This is a genomic window from Kitasatospora sp. NPDC001660 (assembly GCF_053596725.1).
In genome coordinates, this window is the sequence record NZ_JBSFGU010000020.1 from 107,149 (window position 1) to 124,548 (window position 17,400).

Genomic DNA, 17,400 nt, shown 5'->3' on the forward strand with positions numbered 1-17,400 from the left:
GGGAACGATCGTCAGGCGGCGTTGGCGGCGTTCTTCACCCAGTCCGGGCAACGGTCGGCGTAGCCGATGCAGTACGCGGTGATGACGCCCTTGGCGTTGCCGTAGTTCACCGTCACCTGCACGTTGGTGAAGTCGACGACCGTGCACTTGCGCCACCACAGCCAACCGGAGCAGCGCACGTGGTCGACACGGGTGACGTAGTTCCAGCTGTCCGGGTTGGCCTGCTTCTTGGGCCAGCCCGGCGCGGGGTAGCGGGTGGTGGCGCGGACGGCGCCGACGTTGAGGTTGTGCTTCTGCTGGATCTTGGTGTAGCCCCAGGAGGCGTTGCCCTGACGGAGGTTGACCGTGCGGTGGTCGCTGGAGGTCCAGCTGGCCACCAGGGCGTAGGCCGGGTCGCCGGCGAGCCGGACGGACGCCGCGCGGGAGTCCTGGGCGTCCCCCTCCCCGGGGTCGTCGGAGTCGGCCGGCGTGGCGCCCTGTCCGTACGCCTGGAGGAGGTCGGCGTCGACGCCGTGGTCGCGGGTCAGCTCGTCGACGGTCAGCTCCTGGCCCTCGGCCAGGGTGTCGTCGCCGAAGACCGCGACCGACACGGCGGCGTCGTCGCCGCGGTCCGGGTCCGTGGTGGGCGCGGCGAGCGCGGAGGGGGCGGCCAGGATCAGGGCGGCCAGGGCGGCAGCAGTGCCCAGGGCGGGGCGCAGTGCGGAGCGGGACAAGTCCTCACCTGTTCCTTGGGAGACGGTCCTTGGCGAATGTCCACGGCGATGCCCACCACGATGTCCACGGTGGTGTCCATGGCAGACCGGCGGACGGACGCACGCTACGCGTGGCGGGCGTCCGACCGCTACTGGATTTTCTCCCAACTCTCCTTCAGCTGAACGGAATTGGCTCCTCCGATGACGTCACGTCACCGACCGCAGGGTCGGCGGCCCCGGGGTGAGGGCGCGCAGGACGAGGTCGATGCGGACGCGGGCCGCGCCCGCCCGTTGGAGGGCGACGGCGACGGCCCGCAGCTCCTCGGGTCCGGTGCAGGCCAGGCGGAGCTCCAGGTCGGCGTCGCCGGCTAAGGCGAGGCCGCTCTGGACGGCCGGGTGTTCGGCCGCGAGGCGGTCGAAGTCGAGGGGGACGGGCCCGAAGCTGACCCGGGCGAGCGCGTGCAGGGCCCGGGCCGGTTCGGGCCGTCCTGCCGCGGGCTCCTCGTCGCCCGGGACCAGTTGGAGGGCGGTCACCGGTGCTGGAGCTGTGCGGTCGGGGTCGGGGCGGGTTGCGCGGTGGGGGTGGTGACGGGCGGGGCCACCAGCCGCGGGTCCAGGACGAGGGCGTCGACGCCGAGCGGGGCGGTCAGCTCGCGCAGGGCGGTCTCGCCGAGCTCGGTGTGGGCCTGGTCCGGCCCGAGGAGGGCGGTGAGCGCCTCGGGGGTGGAGAATCCGACGGCGCAGCGGCGGCCGTCGCGCAGGCGGAAGAGGCGGAGGGCGTTGGTGCTTCCGGTGCCGTGGCCGAGGTGGTTGACGGTGACCGGAACGTGCCAGAGGACGCGGGCCATGCGGGTGCTCCCCAATGGGTGGTGGTGCCTGCCGGAGTTGCTCCTTCGAAGCTAGGCCGGTATCGGCCGGGCGTCGCCGGTCCTGACGCAGCGTTGACCGAATGAGGTGGTGCGTTGACGCACTCCTGACGGCCGACTCACCCAACTGGACTACACAACTCCCTATCATTCCCTAAACGTCCGCGAAGAATGATAGTTTGCGTAATGATAGGGAAGTCGGGAAGGATGGTTGCAGGTGGCGCAGTACTACTCGGTGGAACAGGTGGCCGAACTGCTGGGCCTCCACGTGCGCACGGTCCGCGGCTACATCCGCGACGGCCGCCTCGCGGCGACCAGGATCGGCAAGCAGTACCGGATCGCCCGCGCCGACCTGGAGGCCCTCACCGGCGCCCCGGTCGCCGAGGCGGCCGCCGGGGGGCGGCGCGCCGAGGTGTCGTCCGTCGTCCGGATCGAGGAGATCGACCGCGCGCGGGCGGACCGGCTGACCACCACCGTGCTCGCGGCCATCGCCGGTCCGCGCGAGGACGGCCGGCCGCTGCACGTGGAGGCCGTCCTCGACGAGGAGGCGCAGACCCTGCGGCTGGTCATCCTCGGCGATCCGGCCGACACCGCCGCGCTGCTCACCATCGTCCACACGCTGACCAGGGAGTTGTGACATGTCCGACCCGACGTTCCTTCGGCTGAGCGCCGACGGCGCCCCGATCCGCACCGAGCAGGACGCGATGGACGCGATCGCCGACGCCTGGGGCCACGAGGCGACCTGGGTGGTCGTGCCCGCTGCCCGGCTGCACCCGGACTTCTTCACGTTGAGCACCCGCGTCGCCGGCGGCATCGTCCAGAAGTTCGTCAACTACCGGATGGGCCTCGTCGTCCTCGGTGACATCGCCCACCACGTGGCCGCGAGCAACGCCCTGCGCGACTTCGTCCGGGAGAGCAACCGCGGCGGCCAGCTCTGGTTCCTGGCCGACGAGGCCGAACTGGAGGACCGGTTCGCGGCCCGGTAGGCGGCCGGCGGCCGCCCCGGGTTGCCGCTCGGGCGTCCGGGGACGACGGTGGAACCGACCGCCGTCGCGCCCCCGGGGCGCCCGGCGCACGCTCCGGGGCGGGGGGAGGTGGAGCGAGGGGGCCGGGACGAGATATCTTGACGTCAAGACGTTGGAGACGTGAAGCGGAGTACCGATGACTGACTCGACCATCATCTATACGCACACCGACGAGGCTCCGGCCCTGGCGACCTACTCGTTCCTGCCGGTGGTCCAGGCCTACGCCTCGACGGCGGGTGTGCGGGTGGAGACCCGTGACATCTCCCTGGCCGGGCGGATCATCGCGAGCTTCCCGGAGCGTCTCGCCGAGGGCCAGCGGATCGGTGACGCCCTCGCCGAGCTGGGCGAGCTGGCCAAGACCCCGGACGCCAACATCATCAAGCTGCCGAACGTCTCGGCCTCCGTGCCGCAGCTGAAGGCCGCCATCGCCGAGCTGCAGGCCCAGGGCTACGCCCTGCCGGACTACCCGGACGACCCGCAGACCGACGAGGACAAGGACGTCCGCGCCCGCTACGACAAGGTCAAGGGCAGCGCCGTCAACCCCGTCCTGCGCGAGGGCAACTCGGACCGCCGCGCCCCGCTGTCGGTCAAGAACTACGCCAAGACCCACCCGCACCGGATGGGCGCCTGGACGGCCGACTCCAAGACCAACGTCGCCACCATGGGCGAGAACGACTTCGCGAGCACCGAGAAGTCCGCCGTGATCGCCGCCGACGGCGCCCTGCGCATCGAGCTGCTCGCCGAGGACGGCACCACCACCGTGCTGCGCGAGAAGGTGCCGGTGCTGGCGGGTGAGGTCGTCGACGCCTCGGTGATGCGCGCCGCCGCCCTGAACGAGTTCCTGGCCGCCCAGGTGGCCCGCGCCAAGGCCGAGGGCGTGCTGTTCTCGGTGCACCTCAAGGCCACCATGATGAAGGTCTCCGACCCGATCATCTTCGGCCACGTCGTGCGCGCCTTCTTCCCGAAGACCTTCGCCCAGTACGGCGAGGCGCTGGCCGCCGCCGGCCTGAACCCGAACAACGGCCTCGGCGGCATCCTGGCCGGCCTCGACGCGCTCCCGAACGGCGCCGAGATCAAGGCCTCCTTCGACGCCGAGCTGGCCGAGGGCCCGACCCTCGCCATGGTCGACTCGGACAAGGGCATCACCAACCTGCACGTCCCGAGCGACGTCATCGTCGACGCCTCGATGCCGGCCATGATCCGCACCTCCGGCCACATGTGGGGCCCGGACGGCCAGGAGGCCGACACCCTCGCCGTGCTGCCGGACCACAGCTACGCCGGTGTGTACCAGGCCGTCATCGACGACTGCCGCGCCCACGGCGCCTTCGACCCGGCCACCATGGGCTCGGTGCCGAACGTCGGCCTGATGGCCCAGGCCGCCGAGGAGTACGGCAGCCACGACAAGACCTTCGAGATCGCCGCGGCCGGCACCGTCCGCCTGGTCGACACCGAGGGCAACGTCGTGCTGGAGCAGGCCGTCCAGCCGGGCGACATCTTCCGCTCCTGCCAGACCAAGGACGCCCCGATCCAGGACTGGGTCAAGCTGGCCGTCACCCGCGCCCGCGCCACCGGCGACCCGGCGGTGTTCTGGCTGGACCGGAACCGCGCCCACGACGCCGTGCTGATCGAGAAGGTCAACACGTACCTGCCGGAGCACGACACCACCGGCCTGCAGATCGAGATCAAGTCCCCGGTCGAGGCCACCACGTTCTCGCTGGAGCGCATCCGCCGCGGCGAGAACACCATCTCGGTCACCGGCAACGTGCTGCGCGACTACCTGACCGACCTGTTCCCGATCCTGGAGCTGGGCACCAGCGCCAAGATGCTGTCGGTCGTCCCGCTGATGGCGGGCGGCGGCCTCTTCGAGACCGGCGCCGGCGGCTCCGCCCCGAAGCACGTCCAGCAGCTGGTCAAGGAGAACTACCTGCGCTGGGACAGCCTGGGCGAGTTCTTCGCGCTGGCCGCGAGCTTCGAGCACCTGGCCACCAGCACCGGCAACGCCCGCGCCCAGGTGCTGGCCGACACCCTGGACCGCGCCACCGGCACCTTCCTCAACGAGGACAAGTCGCCGAGCCGCCGCCTCGGTGGCATCGACAACCGCGGCAGCCACTTCTACCTGGCCATGTACTGGGCCCAGGAGCTGGCCGAGCAGACCGCCGACGCCGAGCTGGCCCAGGCGTTCGAGGGCCTCGCCAAGGCGCTGACCGAGCAGGAGCAGACCATCGTCGAGGAGCTCATCGCCGTGCAGGGCTCGGCGGTCGACCTCGGCGGCTACTACCAGCCGGACCCGGCCAAGGCCGCGGCCGTGATGCGCCCGTCGAAGACCTTCAACGACGCGCTGGCCAACCTCGGCTGACCACGGCAGAGTTGAACCACCGGGCGGCCCCCGGGTCCCACGCGGACCCGGGGGCCGCCCCGCTCCCTGCAGGGCCGGTGCGAACGCCGCGCCGGCCCCGGCCAGGAGCACGACGGCGGCCGCGTTGAGCCGCGGGCAGCGGCGGGACGTCGCAGCCGTCCAGCCCGGCGCGGAAGACGACGAGGTGGTCGGCGCCCACCGGGACGGGGTTGCGTGGTGTTCCTGACGTTCGGGCGGCCTCAGCCGGCGTCGGCGGCCGGGCGCCGGCCGCGCTGGTCGAGCGAGGCCAGGTAGGCGTTGTACGCCTCCAGCTCGGCGTCGCCGCTGCGCTCCTCGGCGCGGTCGGCGCGGCGGGCCTTGCGCTGCTCGGAGCCCATCCACTGGTAGACCAGCGCGATCAGCACGATCGCGGTCGGGATCTCGCCGAACGCCCAGGTGATGCCGCCGGCGAGCTTCTGGTCCTCCAGCAGGTTGGTGCCGGGCGGGGCGCCCGCCGTGGTGAAGGTGGTGACCAGCTGGTGGTTGGCCATCATCACCGCGACGCCGAAGAAGGCGTGGAACGGCATGCCCATGAACAGCTCGATGATCCGCATCACGTGGCCGGGGCGGTTCGGGCCCGGGTCCACGCCCATGATCGGCCAGAAGAACGCCAGCCCGGTGGCCAGGAAGTGCACCATCATGAAGATGTGCCCGGCGCGGTACTGCATCAGGAAGTCGAACAGCGGGGTGAAGTAGACCCCGTACAGGCTCGCGATGAACAGCGGGATGGTGAACGCCGGGTGCGAGATCACCTTGACGTAGCGGCTGTGCAGCAGTGCCACCAGCAGCTCGCGCGGACCGCGCGGGCGGCCCTTGCCGGCCGGGCGCAGCGCGCGCAGCGCGAGCGTGATCGGGCCGCCGAGGAGCAGAAGGATCGGCGACAGCATGGACAGCACCATGTGCTGGATCATGTGCGCGCTGAACAGCGCCATGCCGTAGTCGTTGAGTCCGCTGCAGGTGACGAGGATCACCGAGGCGATGCCGGCCGTCCAGCCGATGGTGCGGCCGACCGGCCACTTGTCGCCGCGGCGGTACAGCCGGACGACACCGGCCGCGTACAGGCCGAGGGCGACCAGGCTGCCGATCAGGAAGACCCAGTCGGGAGACCACGTCCACACGTTCGAGAAGGTGAACGGGCCTAGTCGGGTCATCCCGCCGTGGTGGTGCATTCCTGACATTCCGTCGCCCATCGGCGGGTCCTGCTTTCCGTCCTCGTGGCCCCTGGAGCGGGTCCGGTTCGCCCGTTTTGCTTGGCATACAGCCTAGGTGGGCCTTACCCCGGGCCGTGCCCCGCCCCCTCCGTGCGGGTGAGCGCGGCTCCCTGCGGGCGCTCCCTGCGGGCGGCTCGTTACACTGAGCGGCCGGACGGAGAGGGGTGGGCGATGACCCGGATCGCGATGACGGGGGCGACGGGCTTCATCGGCTCGGCTGTCCTGCACGCACTGCACGGCATCGAGGTCCGCGCCCTGGCCCGCCGGGTCCCTTCGGTGAGCGGCCCGTCCTGGGTGCGGGGCGACCTCGCCGACGAGAAGGCCCTCGCCGAGCTGTGCGACGGCGCCGACGTGCTGCTCCACCTCGCGTCCCGGATCACCGGCACCGCCGAGGAGTGCGAGGCCGTGAACGTCCGCGGCACCGAGGCCGTGCTGGCCGCCGCCCGCCGGGCCGGGGTCGGCCGGATCGTCCACCTGTCCACCGCGGCCGTCTACGGGCAGGGCCCGCATGCGGGCATCGGGGTGGACGAGGTGCCCGCCGTGCCCGTGTCGGAGGCCAGCCGCACCCGGTTGCTCGGCGAGCGGGTCGCGCTGGACGCCGGGGCCGTGGTGCTGCGGCCCGCCGTGGTGACCGGCCCGGGGGACCGCTGGGTGGTGCCCGCCGTGGCCGAGCTGGTGCGCCGGGTGCCGGTGCGCTGGGAGGGCGGCGAGGCCCGGCTCTCGCTCGTCGACCGCGCCGACCTGGCCCGCCTGGTCGTCGCCGTCGCGACCGCAGGGCCCGCCGTGCCGTCCGGCGTCCACCACGCGAGCCACCCGGAGCCCGTCCGCGCCGGGGACCTCCTCGACGTGCTGGACGCCCTCGGGCTGGTCACCGCGCCGACCGGCCCGGCCGTGCCGTGGGACGAGTGCCGTCGGCTGCTGGCCGCCGCGCCGGGCCGGGTCTCGGAGCGGCAGTTCGCGATGATCGCCCTCGACCACTGGTACCGCAGCGACGACATCTGGTCCCTGGCGGCCTGCCGGCCCGGCCCGGGGCCGCTCGCCCGGCTGCCCGCCGCCGCCGACTGGTACCGCGCGGCGCTGGCGGGCTGAGCTCGGGCGGGGTTCGGGAACCGGTTCGTCCGTGACACCGACCTGGCCGACACGTTCGAAGACGAACGCCCGGATGGTCAACCGACCGTCGATCCGAAGAGCGCAGGGAACAGCGCCAGGCAGCCGGGAGCTTTGGCGGCCTGCAGCGCTCCTCCTGGGGGAGGATCACGGTGGCGCCGGCTTCGGCACGGCTTGCAGCGACATTCACCCGGACTACGCTGGCCATAGTGGGCAAAGTGGGCAAAACGCCGCATTCAACCACAAGTTGAGCGGCTCGGAGGTCATGCCATGGACAACCACGAGGCTTTCCTGACCGAAGCCGTACGGCTGGCCATCGACTCCGTCGAGAACGGCTGGGGCGGTCCCTTCGGCGCCGTCATCACCCGGAACGGCGAGATCGTCGCCCGCGGCCAGAACCGGGTCCTGCTCACCGGGGATCCCACCGCGCACGCCGAAGTGGAGAGCATCCGCAAGGCGAGCCAGATCCTCAACCCGGAGTCACCCTCCATCCCCGAAGACCACCAGAACGAGTCGACCCTCGCGTACATCCCGCGACCCGAAGGATCCACGGACCCGGCGCCCGAGCGCGCCCGGATGCTCAAGGGATGCTCCATCTACATCAGCGGCGCACCGTGCCCCATGTGCATGAGTGCCATCTACTGGGCGCGGATCGACAACGTCTACTTCTGCCGCGACCTGGAGGACACCCGGAAGATCGGCTTCGACGACGTCTACCAGTACGAGGACTTCCAGCGGCCGTACGACCAGCGGCGGATCCACATCGAGCAGATCCACCCCGAAATCGGCGAACCCGCCTACCAGGCGTGGATGGACAAGCCCGACCGCCATCCGTACTGACGGAGGCCGGGAAACCGGTGCGGACGATGAGCCGGCACGTGCGGATCCCCGGTTTCAGGGGGGCTGCGGCAGGGCTCGAGGACGCCGACTACGAAGACCTGCGCCGGACCGCGGTGTGGAACAGGATCACACCGGCGCGGTTCCCGGACGTCATCGTTCGTCCGACCTCGGCCGACGACACCGCGCAGGCGGTCCGCCTGGCCCGCTCCCAGGACCTCCGGATCGCCATCCGGTCGGGAGGGCACAGCTGGTGCGGGTCACCGCTGCGTGACGGCGGCATGCTCATCGACCTGTCCGCACTGCGCACGTGCACCGTCGACCCCGCCCGCGCGACGGCGACGGTCCAGCCCGGCATCACGGGCCGGGAGCTCGCCTCGGAGCTCGGCCGCCACCGGCTCGCCTTTCCCGCGGGCCACTGCGGGACGGTCGCCGTCGGCGGGTACCTCCTCAGCGGAGGACTGGGCTGGAACTCCGCCGTCCGGGGGCCGGCATGTGCCGACGTCGACGCGATCCAGGCCGTCACCGCGGACGGTGAGCCGGTCACCTGCAGCGAGCGCGAGCACCCCGACCTGTTCTGGGCCGCACGGGGAGCGGGTCCCGGCTTCTTCGCCGTGGTCACCGCCTTCCGCCTCAGGCTGTATCCCCGCCCCGGCGCGATCACGAGCGCAACGTGGACCTTCCCCCTGGCAGACGTCGCCGAGGTGACGCACTGGGCCGCAGAGGTGGCCCCGGAGCTCTCGCCGAACGTCGAGCTGAGCTGCTGCCTCAAAGCGGCCGACCCCGACACGACGCCGGGCACCAGCGTGGTGACGGTCTGCGCGACCGCCTTCGCCTCGTCGCGACAGGAAGCCGACGAGTTCCTCGGCCCCCTCCGAACCTGCCCCCTTGCGGCGCGCTCCCTCTCCCGCCGGCTGAACGAGCCGATGACGTTCAGCACCCTGTACGACGCCTCCGCCGCCCTGTGGCCCGAGGGGTACCGCTACGCGGCGGACACACTGTGGTCCAACGCCGACTTCCCCACCCTGCTCGACCACCTCGCCGGCGCCGTCGACACCGCCCCGTCAGGCAGGTCACTGGTCCTCGCGCCGCTCCTGCCGGCAGCCCGGCCACAACAGGACATGGCCTTCTCGGTGCTCGGGAGAAGCTACGCCGTCCCCTACGCCGTCTGGGACGACCCTCGCCAGGACGCCGCCAACACCGACTGGCTGCGTCAAGCCATGCACACGGTCGAGCCCCTGGGCACGGGGCACTACATCGCCGAGGCCGACCTCACCGCCGGGTCATCCCGCGCCCGTCGGTCCTTTGCCCCCGATGACTGGCAGCGCCTGCAACACCTCAGGGCCCGGTACGACCCCGACCGCGTCTTCTTCTCCTACCTGTCACCCGAAGAGCACCGGCCGTAGCATCCCATGTGCCGGACGGCCCGCCGCGGTTGACCGATCTCGCCGAATCCTGGCCTCGCTCGCGGGCATGCCGTTTCGGCTCGGTGGCCCCAACCCGCGTGGATCACTCACGTTTCACCCTGCGCATCTGGTTGGCTACAGAGGGGCGCGACAGGCGCGTCCCGTGACGCAGGAGGCAGTGATGAGCGCTACGTCGGACCACGCGGAAGAGCGGACCAACCCCGCGGGGAGGCTGGGCTTCGAGCCCGGCCAGGTCGTCCAGGAGATCGGCTACGACGACGACGTCGACCAGGACCTGCGCGAGGGCATCGAGTCGCTGATCGGCCAGGACCTGGTCGACGAGGACTATGACGACGTCGCCGACGTCGTGCTCGTGTGGTTCCGTGACGAGGACGGCGACCTCACCGACGCCCTGGTCGACGCCATCGGGCTGCTCGAAGACGGCGGCACGATCTGGCTCCTCACCCCGAAGGACGGCCGGGACGGATACGTCAAACCCGGCGACATCGACGACGCCGCACAGACCGCGGGACTCTCCCCGGCCAAGGCCGTCAGCGTCGGCAAGGACTGGTCCGGTACCCGCCTCAAGAGCGGCAAGCGGTAACCGCCCAGGCCGCGGCCCAGCCCGCCCCCGCGCCACCCCACGCGCGGCGGCGGGCACGATGCCCCGGCGTGCGGACTGACACACAAGCCCGCGTACCGCGTGCCCGAACCGGTGCGCGAGGCGATCGCGCGACCGTGCAGCCGAGTTGGACGACGTCGACACAAGAACGGGAGGCTGCGGCGCGGCGCCTCCTGTCCATCGGCGTGCGGTGCCGCGGTCCGGACTGCACCGTTCCGTGTCAAAGTGGGGGTAAGGTGCGACGGCGCAGGTGGGAGCGGGAGAAGGTTTCCTGTCATGCCGGTACAGCCCGATCGCCCCGGGCCGACCACGGCACAAGCCGTGATCGTCCGGCCGCGGAGCGAGGAGTACGCGGACCTGTTCGGGCAGGCTCCGGTGCTCTTCGCTGCGCTGAGCGGTCCGAGACACGTGCTGGAGACGGCGAATCCGGCTTTCTTCGACGCTCTCACGGGTGGCCGGGCGACCACCGGTGTGCCCGTCGTGGAGCTGTTTCCGGAACTGGCCCGGCAGGGCGTCCTCGATCGGCTCGATGAGGTGTACCGCACCGGGGCCGCGTACCGGAACCGACGTGGCCGGCTCGTCCTCGGCGGCCCGGCGGCGCAGCGGGAGGCGTTCTTCGACGTCGCCTACGAGCCCCGCCGAGACGCGGTCGGCCGGGTCGACGGCGTGGCGGTGATCGCGGTGGAGACCACCGCGTACCACCATGCGCAGCTGCTGGCGGCCGAGCAGCGCGCCCTGCTGGAACAGATCGCCCGCGACGCCCCGCTGAACGAGATCCTCGACGGCATGGCGAAGGCGATCGAGGAGTTGTCCCCGGACATGATCGTCTCGGTGCTGCTCCTCGATCCGGACGGCCGTCACCTGCGCAACGGTGCTGCCCCGCGCCTGCCCGACTTCTACAACGACGCGATCGACGGGATCGCCATCGGCGACGGCGTCGGCTCGTGCGGCACCGCCGCCTACCGGCAGGCACAGGTGATCGTCAGCGACATCGCCACGGATCCCCTGTGGGAGGGCTACCGGGAGCTCGCGAAGCGGGCGGATGTCGCGGCGTGCTGGTCGACACCGATCCATGGCCTGGACGGCCGCCTATTGGGCACCTTCGCGATCTACCACCGCACCCCCAAGGTGCCCGAGGACAAGGACGTGGCGCTCAGCGCGGCCTTCGCGCGCATCGCCGCCCTGGCGATCGAGCGCCACCACGCGGTGGAGGCGCGCTGCTCCGCCCAGGAGCGGGAGAGGGCTGCCCGTGAGGACCTGGCCTTCGTCCTGGACGCCAGTACCGCCATCGCGCACGAGCCGCACTACGTCGACTGCCTTGAGCGCATGGCCCGGCTGTCCGTGCCCGCCCTGGCGCCGCTGTGCGCCGTTCACGTGCTCGAGAACGGCCAGGTCCAGCGGATCGCCGTCGCGGCCGCCACCCGAGCCGACGAGGACCTGCTCGCCTCCCCCGAACTGCGCGGCGAGGTCGACAACGCGGTTGCTCGCGTGCTGGCCTCCGGGACTACCGGGATCGGCCGGGTCGGCTCCCGCCCGGGTGGCTCGTCCGCGCGGCTGGGCATCACCGGCTACGTGTGCGTGCCGCTGGCCACCCGCGGCCGCACCTTCGGTGTGCTGACCCTCCTGGCCACCGGCCGATCGCTGGACGGCCACGCCGTCGCGCTGGCCGAGGAGCTCGCCCGCCGGGCCGCCTCCACTGCGGACAACGCCCGCCAGTTCAGCGACCGGGTCAGACTCGCCCACGACCTGCAGGCCGGCCTGCTGCCTCCCGAGTTGCCCGAGATCCCAGGCGCGGATCTGGCGGCCTCCTACCGCCCCGCCGGCGAAGGGCTCGATGTCGGGGGCGACTTCTTCGACGTCTTCCCGCTTCCCGGCGACCGCTGGGCACTCATGATCGGAGACGTGTGCGGGCGCGGAGCCCGGGCCGCCACCACGACCGGCATGGTCCGCCACAGCGCGCGCGCCGCCGCCCGTCTCGTGCACGACCCGGCGGCGGTGGTCGCCGCCATCAACGACGCCCTGGTGGAGGGCACGGTCGGCGAGGACTCGTTCGTCTCACTCGTCTACGGCGAACTGAGGCACACCGCAAGCCACTTGGCGCTCAACCTGATTCGCGCAGGCCACGTGCCCCCACTCGTACGACGAGCCGACGGCACGATCGAGGAACTCGCCCACCCGGGCCTGCTGCTGGGCATCGGGCCCGACCCCGCCCCGTCTCCCTGCAGCATCGACCTGCACCCGGGCGACAGCCTGCTTCTGGTCACCGACGGCATCACCGAGGCCCGCTCCGCGAGCGGCGAGCTCTTCGGGGAGGAGCGCTTGGCCGAGGCCTTCGGCGCGTTCCGGACCTCGCCCCCGACCGCCGGGGCGCTCCTCGAATCGGTCTCCGCCGCGGTCGCCGCCTTCGCAGCCGACGCCACGCACGACGACCAGGCCATGCTGGCCCTCACGGCCACCTGAGGTCGCCTCTGTGGACTCCAGCGACAGGGACGACGCCGACCGCAGGTGGGACCGCGCAAGCCAGGACGCCTGGGTGCCCGCCACGGCAGCTCGCGGTCTGGCCGCTTGCGGGATCAGGTGCGCGGGACGAGGGTGTTTTCGTTGGTGCGGCCGGCGGCGAAGTCGTCGATGTTGCGGGCGGTGGCGTCGATGATCTGGCCGACGGCGGTCCGCGTGAAGTACGCCTGGTGGGAGGTCACCACGACCTGGGGGAAGGTGACCAGGCGGGCGAGGACGTCGTCGGTGATGCCCTGGATGGAGCGGTCGGTGAAGAAGACGCCGGTCTCCTCCTCGTACACGTCCAGGCCGACGCCGGAGAGCCGCCCGGCGCGCAGGGTCTCGACCAGGGCGGTGCTGTCGATGAGGCCGCCGCGGCTGGAGTTGATGAGGATCGCGTCGTCCTTCATCCGGGCCAGCGCGGCCGCGTCGACCAGGTGGTGGGTCGCCGGGACGAGCGGCACGTGCAGGCTCACCAGGTCTGCGCGGGCCAGGAGTTCGGGCAACTCGGTGTAGGCCGTGCCGAGTTCGAGACAGGCCCGGTTCGGCGCGATGTCCCAGCCGAGCAGCTCGGTGCCGAAGCCGGCCGCGATCCGCGCGAAGCACGTGCCGATCTTGCCGGTGCCGACCACCCCGACGGTCATCCCGTGCACGTCCCGCCCGAGCAGCCCGTCGAGGCGGAAGTCGAACTCGCGGGAGCGGTTGGCGGCGCGGGTGAGGCGGCGGTTGACGGCGAGGGCGAGGGCCCAAGCGTGTTCGGCGACGGCGTACGGGCTGTAGTAGGAGACCCGGGCGACGGTCAGGCCGAGCTCGGCCGCGGCGTCGAGGTCGATGTTGTTGAACCCGGTGGAGCGCTGGGCGACCAGTTCGGTGCCGCCGGCGGCGAGGACGGCGAGCGTCTCGGCGTCCAGGACGGCGTTGACGCTGCTGCTGACCGCCGGGTAGCCGGCGGCGAGCGGGGCGGTGTCGCGGTTGAGGAGGACGTCCAGGCAGCGCAGCCCGTGCCGTCCGGTGAGGGCCTCCTCCAGCAGCGGTCGTTCGTCGGCCTGCACCCCGTACGCGAGGATCTCCATCGGCGGTCCTTCCTCCGGTCGGCTCCGGCCAGGCCACGCTAGCCGGGCCGCCGGTGGAACGCCCGGCGGACGCACGGAGCCCCCGGCGCCGCGACGGGCTCCGGGGGCTCCCCGCAGGAAGGAGGAGGTCAGATGACCGTCTCCGCCTCCAGGTAGCGCTCCTGCGGGACGGTCTTCAGCTCGGCGACCGCCTCGGAGAGCGGCACCAGGTTGATGTTGGTGCCCTGCAGCGCGGTGATGTGCCCGAACGCGCCCTTGTGGACGGCCTCGACCGCGTGCCAGCCGAAGCGGGTGGCGAGCACCCGGTCGTAGGCGGTCGGGGTGCCACCGCGCTGGGTGTGGCCGAGGATCACCGGGCGGGCCTCCTTGCCGAGCCGGTGCTCCAGCTCGCGGGAGAGCTGGGTGGCGATGCCGGTGAACCGCTCGTGGCCGTAGATGTCCTTGACGCCCTCCTCCCAGTGCATGGTGCCGGGCTCGGGCTTGGCGCCCTCGGCGCAGACCACGATGGCGAACTTCTTCTGCCGGTCGAAGCGTTCGCGGACGACGGCGGTCAGCTTCTCGATGTGGAACGGCCGCTCGGGGACGACGATCGCGTGCGCGCCGGCCGCCATGCCCGCGTTGAGGGCGATCCAGCCGGTGTGCCGGCCCATGACCTCGACGACCATGACCCGCTGGTGGGACTCGGCGGTGGTCTTCAGCCGGTCCAGGGCCTCGGTGGCGACCGAGACGGCGGTGTCGAAGCCGAAGGTCACGTCGGTGGAGGCGATGTCGTTGTCGATGGTCTTCGGCACGCCGACGATCGGCAGGCCCGCGTCGCTCATCAGCTTGGCGGCCTTGAGGGTGCCCTCGCCGCCGATCGGGATGACGGCGTCCAGGCCGAGGTCCGCGCAGTACTTCTTGGCGCGCTCGACGCCGTCGCGCAGGTGGCTCGGCTGCACTCGCGAGGAGCCGAGGATCGTGCCGCCCTGGGCGAGGATGCCGCTCACCGAGTCCAGGGTGAGGGGGCGGTGGTGGCCCTCCAGGAAGCCGCGCCACCCGTCCTCGAACCCGATGATCTCGTCGCCGTGGTCGACCACCCCGCGGTGGACCACGGAGCGGATCACCGCGTTCAGACCGGGGCAGTCACCGCCGCTGGTCAGCACTCCGATACGCATTAGCTTTGCAACTCCCGAGCAGAACCGAGGAACGGCCGGACTACAGGCTGGGACGACGAGCCGTCACCGTAGCGGTGCGTTCGCGCGCCGGGGTGGCGCGGAGTCGACCGCGGGGTGAGGGCCGGCCGAATCGGGCGCAACGCCCGAAAACGGCCGTGGTGTCGAGCATACGGCCCCTGGTCCGGCCGGGCAGGAGCCGACGCGGGAGCGGCGCCGTCGGCGCCCCCGCGTGGAATTGCAGCCTGCTGCCGAGGAGGGTGTGCAGCCGGCAGCCCCCATTGTCGTACGATCCGGGCCGCCTGCGGACCGGGTGACCGCAATGCGGTCACCCGGTCCGCAGGCGTACGGGCGTACTACTGGGGGCGCGTCGTGGCGGCGATGCGCTCGGCGCGCAGCGCGTCGTACCAGGTGGTGTCGGCCGGCGGCAGGGCGTTGACGTCCAGCGCCAGCTTGATCAGCATGTCCGCGACGGCGGGGTTGCGGGCCATCACCGGGCCGTGCAGGTAGGTGCCGAAGACGGTGTCCCGCCAGGCGCCCTCGGTGCCGTCGCCGGTGCCGTTGCCCCGGCCGGCGACCACGGTGGCCAGCGGCGAGACGCCCTGGCCGAGGTGGGTGACGCCCTGGTGGTTCTCGAAGCCGGTCAGCTGCGGCAGGCCGAGCCGCGGGTCGACGTCGGAGAGCACGTCGCCGACGCACCGGGCGCCCTCGCCGCGGGTGGTCCAGACGTCGAGCAGGCCGAGGCCCGGCTCGCGCTCGCCGAGGTCGTTGATGAACTCGTGGCCGAGGATCTGGTAGCCGGCGCACACCGCGAAGATGATCGCGCCGTTCTCGGCGGCCCGCACCAGGCCGCTGTCGGCGCGCAGCCGCTCGGCGGCCAGCCGCTGCGGGCGGTCCTCGCCGCCGCCGATCAGGTAGATGTCCCCGCTGGTGGGGATCGCCTGGTCGGACCGGACGTCGATCCGGGTCACGTTGAGATGGCGCTGGCGGGCCCGGCGCTCCACGACCAGGGCGTTGCCGCGGTCGCCGTAGGTGCTGAGCAGGTCCGGGTAGACCCAGACCACGCGCAGGCTGCTCTCACTCATCCTCGAAGGCCTTCCGTCACGAAAAGAGGGGCGTGGGGGCGCGGCATCAGCCGGCCACGACCTTCCGCAGCTGCTGGAAGGCGGTGTAGTTGGCGATGGCCTCGATCCGGCCGGGCGGGGCCATCCGGACGGCCTGCTCCAGCGTGTCCACCACGTGGAACTGCAGGCCGGCGACCTCCAGGCGGACGGCCAGGTCCAGCTTGCGCTGGCCCATCACGAACACCGGGTGCCCGGCGAGGCGCTCGTAGTCGACGTCCCACAGCCAGGAGGTGTCGGTGCCGTCGGCGTCGAGGGCGTTGACGGAGAGCACGACCGGGGCCGGCGGGCCGTCGATCAGCGAGAAGGTCTCCAGCCAGCCGGCCGGGTTCTTCGCGAGCAGCAGCCTTATGTCGCGGCCCTGGTACTGGACGACGTCGTAGCGGCCGGCGACGGCCGTCACCGAGCGCATCCGCTCCAGCGCGACCTGCGGCGAGACGCCGAACACGGCGGCGACGGCGGCCGAGCTGGTGGCGTTGGCCAGGTTGGCCCGGCCGGGCAGCTGGAGCTGGATCGGCCAGGCGCCGCGCTGCGGGTCGATGACGTGGGTGCCCTGGAGCGCCCAGTGCGGGTTGGGGCGCCGGAAGCCGCAGTCCTGGCAGAACCAGTCGTCGCCGGGGCGCTGCATGACGCCGCCGCACGCGGGGCAGGACCAGGCGTCCTCCTTCCAGGCCTGTCCGGCGGCCACCCAGACCACCTTCTTGCAGGAGGAGGCGGCCCAGGTCACCAGCGGGTCGTCGGCGTTGGCGATGACCACGGCCTCGGTGTTCTGGAGGCCCTCGCGCCACTTCTCGGCCATCATCCGGGTCTCGGCGGCGCGGTCGAGCTGGTCGCGGGAGAGGTTGAGCAGGGCGATCGCCTTGGGGCGGGTGTCGCGGGCGACTCCGGCCAGGTACTTCTCGTCGACCTCGATCACGCCGAAGCGGGCGTCCGAGCCGCCGGCCAGGGCGGACGTGATGCCGGCCGGCATGTTGGCGCCGAGGGCGTTGGAGACCACCGGGCCGGCGGCGCGCAGCGCCTCGGCGATCAGGCGGGTGGTCGTGGTCTTGCCGTTGGTGGCGCTGACCAGCACCACGTCGAGGTGGTCGGCGAGGGTGGCGAGCAGGTCGGGGTCGAGCTTGAGGGCGACCTTGCCGCCGATCACCGAGCCGCTGCCGCGACCGGCCTTGCGCGACACGGCGGCCGCGACCCGGCCGGCGGTGACCGCGATCTTGGCGCGGGCCGGCAGGGAGGCGTCGCGCGCGCCTGTGGGCTCCGATTCGGTGCCTGCCATGCTCAGTGGTTCCTCCTTGCTGCGGCACCGCCCGGGGGCCGGATAACGGACTGTCGGGCGGCGGGGACGGGGCCAGCCTACCGACTCCGTCACCCGGCTTGCCGATCCGGACCCCGCACCGCCTG

General features: G+C 72.1%; 16 protein-coding genes. 8 read left to right on the top strand and 8 right to left on the bottom strand.

What is annotated here, in order from left to right; translation table 11 throughout:
- Positions 1 to 11 precede the first annotated feature (11 nt).
- From ACWCXH_RS22290 to ACWCXH_RS22300, 3 genes are all read right to left on the bottom strand, one after another.
- Positions 12 to 713 carry a hypothetical protein gene (locus ACWCXH_RS22290; RefSeq protein WP_449803183.1) on the bottom strand — a complete coding sequence of 234 codons (702 nt, stop codon included), beginning with the start codon at positions 711 to 713 and terminating at the stop codon, positions 12 to 14.
- A gap of 186 nt (positions 714 to 899) precedes the next feature.
- Positions 900 to 1,226, bottom strand: a complete 327-nt coding sequence (locus tag ACWCXH_RS22295; protein ID WP_449803184.1) for a hypothetical protein — start codon at positions 1,224 to 1,226, stop codon at positions 900 to 902.
- On the bottom strand, positions 1,223 to 1,540 hold the full coding sequence (locus ACWCXH_RS22300; protein WP_449803185.1) for an SAV_915 family protein: 318 nt from the start codon (positions 1,538 to 1,540) through the stop codon (positions 1,223 to 1,225). Before ACWCXH_RS22300 ends, ACWCXH_RS22295 begins: the two co-directional genes overlap by 4 nt.
- A 235-nt stretch (positions 1,541 to 1,775) precedes the next feature.
- Between ACWCXH_RS22300 and ACWCXH_RS22305 the strand changes: the two genes are divergently transcribed.
- The 3 genes from ACWCXH_RS22305 (at position 1,776) to ACWCXH_RS22315 (ending at position 4,939) form a co-directional block, all read left to right on the top strand.
- Positions 1,776 to 2,195 carry a helix-turn-helix domain-containing protein gene (locus ACWCXH_RS22305; protein WP_449803186.1) on the top strand — a complete coding sequence of 140 codons (420 nt, stop codon included), beginning with the start codon at positions 1,776 to 1,778 and terminating at the stop codon, positions 2,193 to 2,195.
- Between the two features lies 1 nt (position 2,196).
- Complete coding sequence (locus ACWCXH_RS22310) at positions 2,197 to 2,544, top strand: DUF4180 domain-containing protein (protein ID WP_449803187.1); 348 nt, start codon at positions 2,197 to 2,199, stop codon at positions 2,542 to 2,544.
- A 175-nt stretch (positions 2,545 to 2,719) separates the two neighbouring features.
- Entirely contained in the window at positions 2,720 to 4,939 is a 2,220-nt protein-coding gene (locus tag ACWCXH_RS22315; RefSeq protein ID WP_449803188.1) for an NADP-dependent isocitrate dehydrogenase, read from the top strand.
- A 239-nt stretch (positions 4,940 to 5,178) separates the two neighbouring features.
- On the opposite strand, the gene ACWCXH_RS22320 is transcribed toward ACWCXH_RS22315, so the two are convergent.
- Positions 5,179 to 6,147, bottom strand: coding sequence for a cytochrome c oxidase assembly protein (locus tag ACWCXH_RS22320; RefSeq protein WP_449803189.1), 969 nt, complete (start codon positions 6,145 to 6,147; stop codon positions 5,179 to 5,181).
- Positions 6,148 to 6,360: 213 nt separating this feature from the next.
- On the opposite strand from ACWCXH_RS22320, the gene ACWCXH_RS22325 reads away from it, so the two are divergent.
- From ACWCXH_RS22325 to ACWCXH_RS22345, 5 genes are all read left to right on the top strand, one after another.
- Complete coding sequence (locus tag ACWCXH_RS22325) at positions 6,361 to 7,278, top strand: NAD-dependent epimerase/dehydratase family protein (RefSeq protein ID WP_449803190.1); 918 nt, start codon at positions 6,361 to 6,363, stop codon at positions 7,276 to 7,278.
- Positions 7,279 to 7,566: 288 nt separating this feature from the next.
- A complete protein-coding gene (locus ACWCXH_RS22330) occupies positions 7,567 to 8,136 on the top strand; it encodes a nucleoside deaminase (protein WP_449803191.1) in 570 nt (189 codons plus the stop codon).
- A 26-nt stretch (positions 8,137 to 8,162) separates the two neighbouring features.
- Positions 8,163 to 9,539, top strand: coding sequence for an FAD-binding oxidoreductase (locus tag ACWCXH_RS22335; protein ID WP_449803192.1), 1,377 nt, complete (start codon positions 8,163 to 8,165; stop codon positions 9,537 to 9,539).
- 181 nt (positions 9,540 to 9,720) lie between these two features.
- Positions 9,721 to 10,143, top strand: a complete 423-nt coding sequence (locus ACWCXH_RS22340) for a DUF3052 domain-containing protein (RefSeq protein WP_449803193.1) — start codon at positions 9,721 to 9,723, stop codon at positions 10,141 to 10,143.
- Between the two features lie 294 nt (positions 10,144 to 10,437).
- Positions 10,438 to 12,621, top strand: a complete 2,184-nt coding sequence (locus tag ACWCXH_RS22345; RefSeq protein ID WP_449803194.1) for a SpoIIE family protein phosphatase — start codon at positions 10,438 to 10,440, stop codon at positions 12,619 to 12,621.
- Between the two features lie 113 nt (positions 12,622 to 12,734).
- Here the strand turns inward: ACWCXH_RS22345 and ACWCXH_RS22350 are convergent, their stop codons facing one another.
- The 4 genes from ACWCXH_RS22350 to ACWCXH_RS22365 all read right to left on the bottom strand — a co-directional run bounded on the left by ACWCXH_RS22350 (position 12,735) and on the right by ACWCXH_RS22365 (position 17,275).
- Entirely contained in the window at positions 12,735 to 13,730 is a 996-nt protein-coding gene (locus tag ACWCXH_RS22350; protein WP_449803195.1) for a 2-hydroxyacid dehydrogenase, read from the bottom strand.
- Between the two features lie 128 nt (positions 13,731 to 13,858).
- On the bottom strand, positions 13,859 to 14,884 hold the full coding sequence (locus ACWCXH_RS22355; protein WP_449803196.1) for a 6-phosphofructokinase: 1,026 nt from the start codon (positions 14,882 to 14,884) through the stop codon (positions 13,859 to 13,861).
- 353 nt (positions 14,885 to 15,237) lie between these two features.
- Complete coding sequence (locus ACWCXH_RS22360) at positions 15,238 to 15,966, bottom strand: type 1 glutamine amidotransferase (RefSeq protein WP_449803197.1); 729 nt, start codon at positions 15,964 to 15,966, stop codon at positions 15,238 to 15,240.
- A 46-nt stretch (positions 15,967 to 16,012) separates the two neighbouring features.
- A complete protein-coding gene (locus ACWCXH_RS22365; RefSeq protein WP_449803198.1) occupies positions 16,013 to 17,275 on the bottom strand; it encodes a MurT ligase domain-containing protein in 1,263 nt (420 codons plus the stop codon).
- Positions 17,276 to 17,400 lie beyond the last annotated feature (125 nt).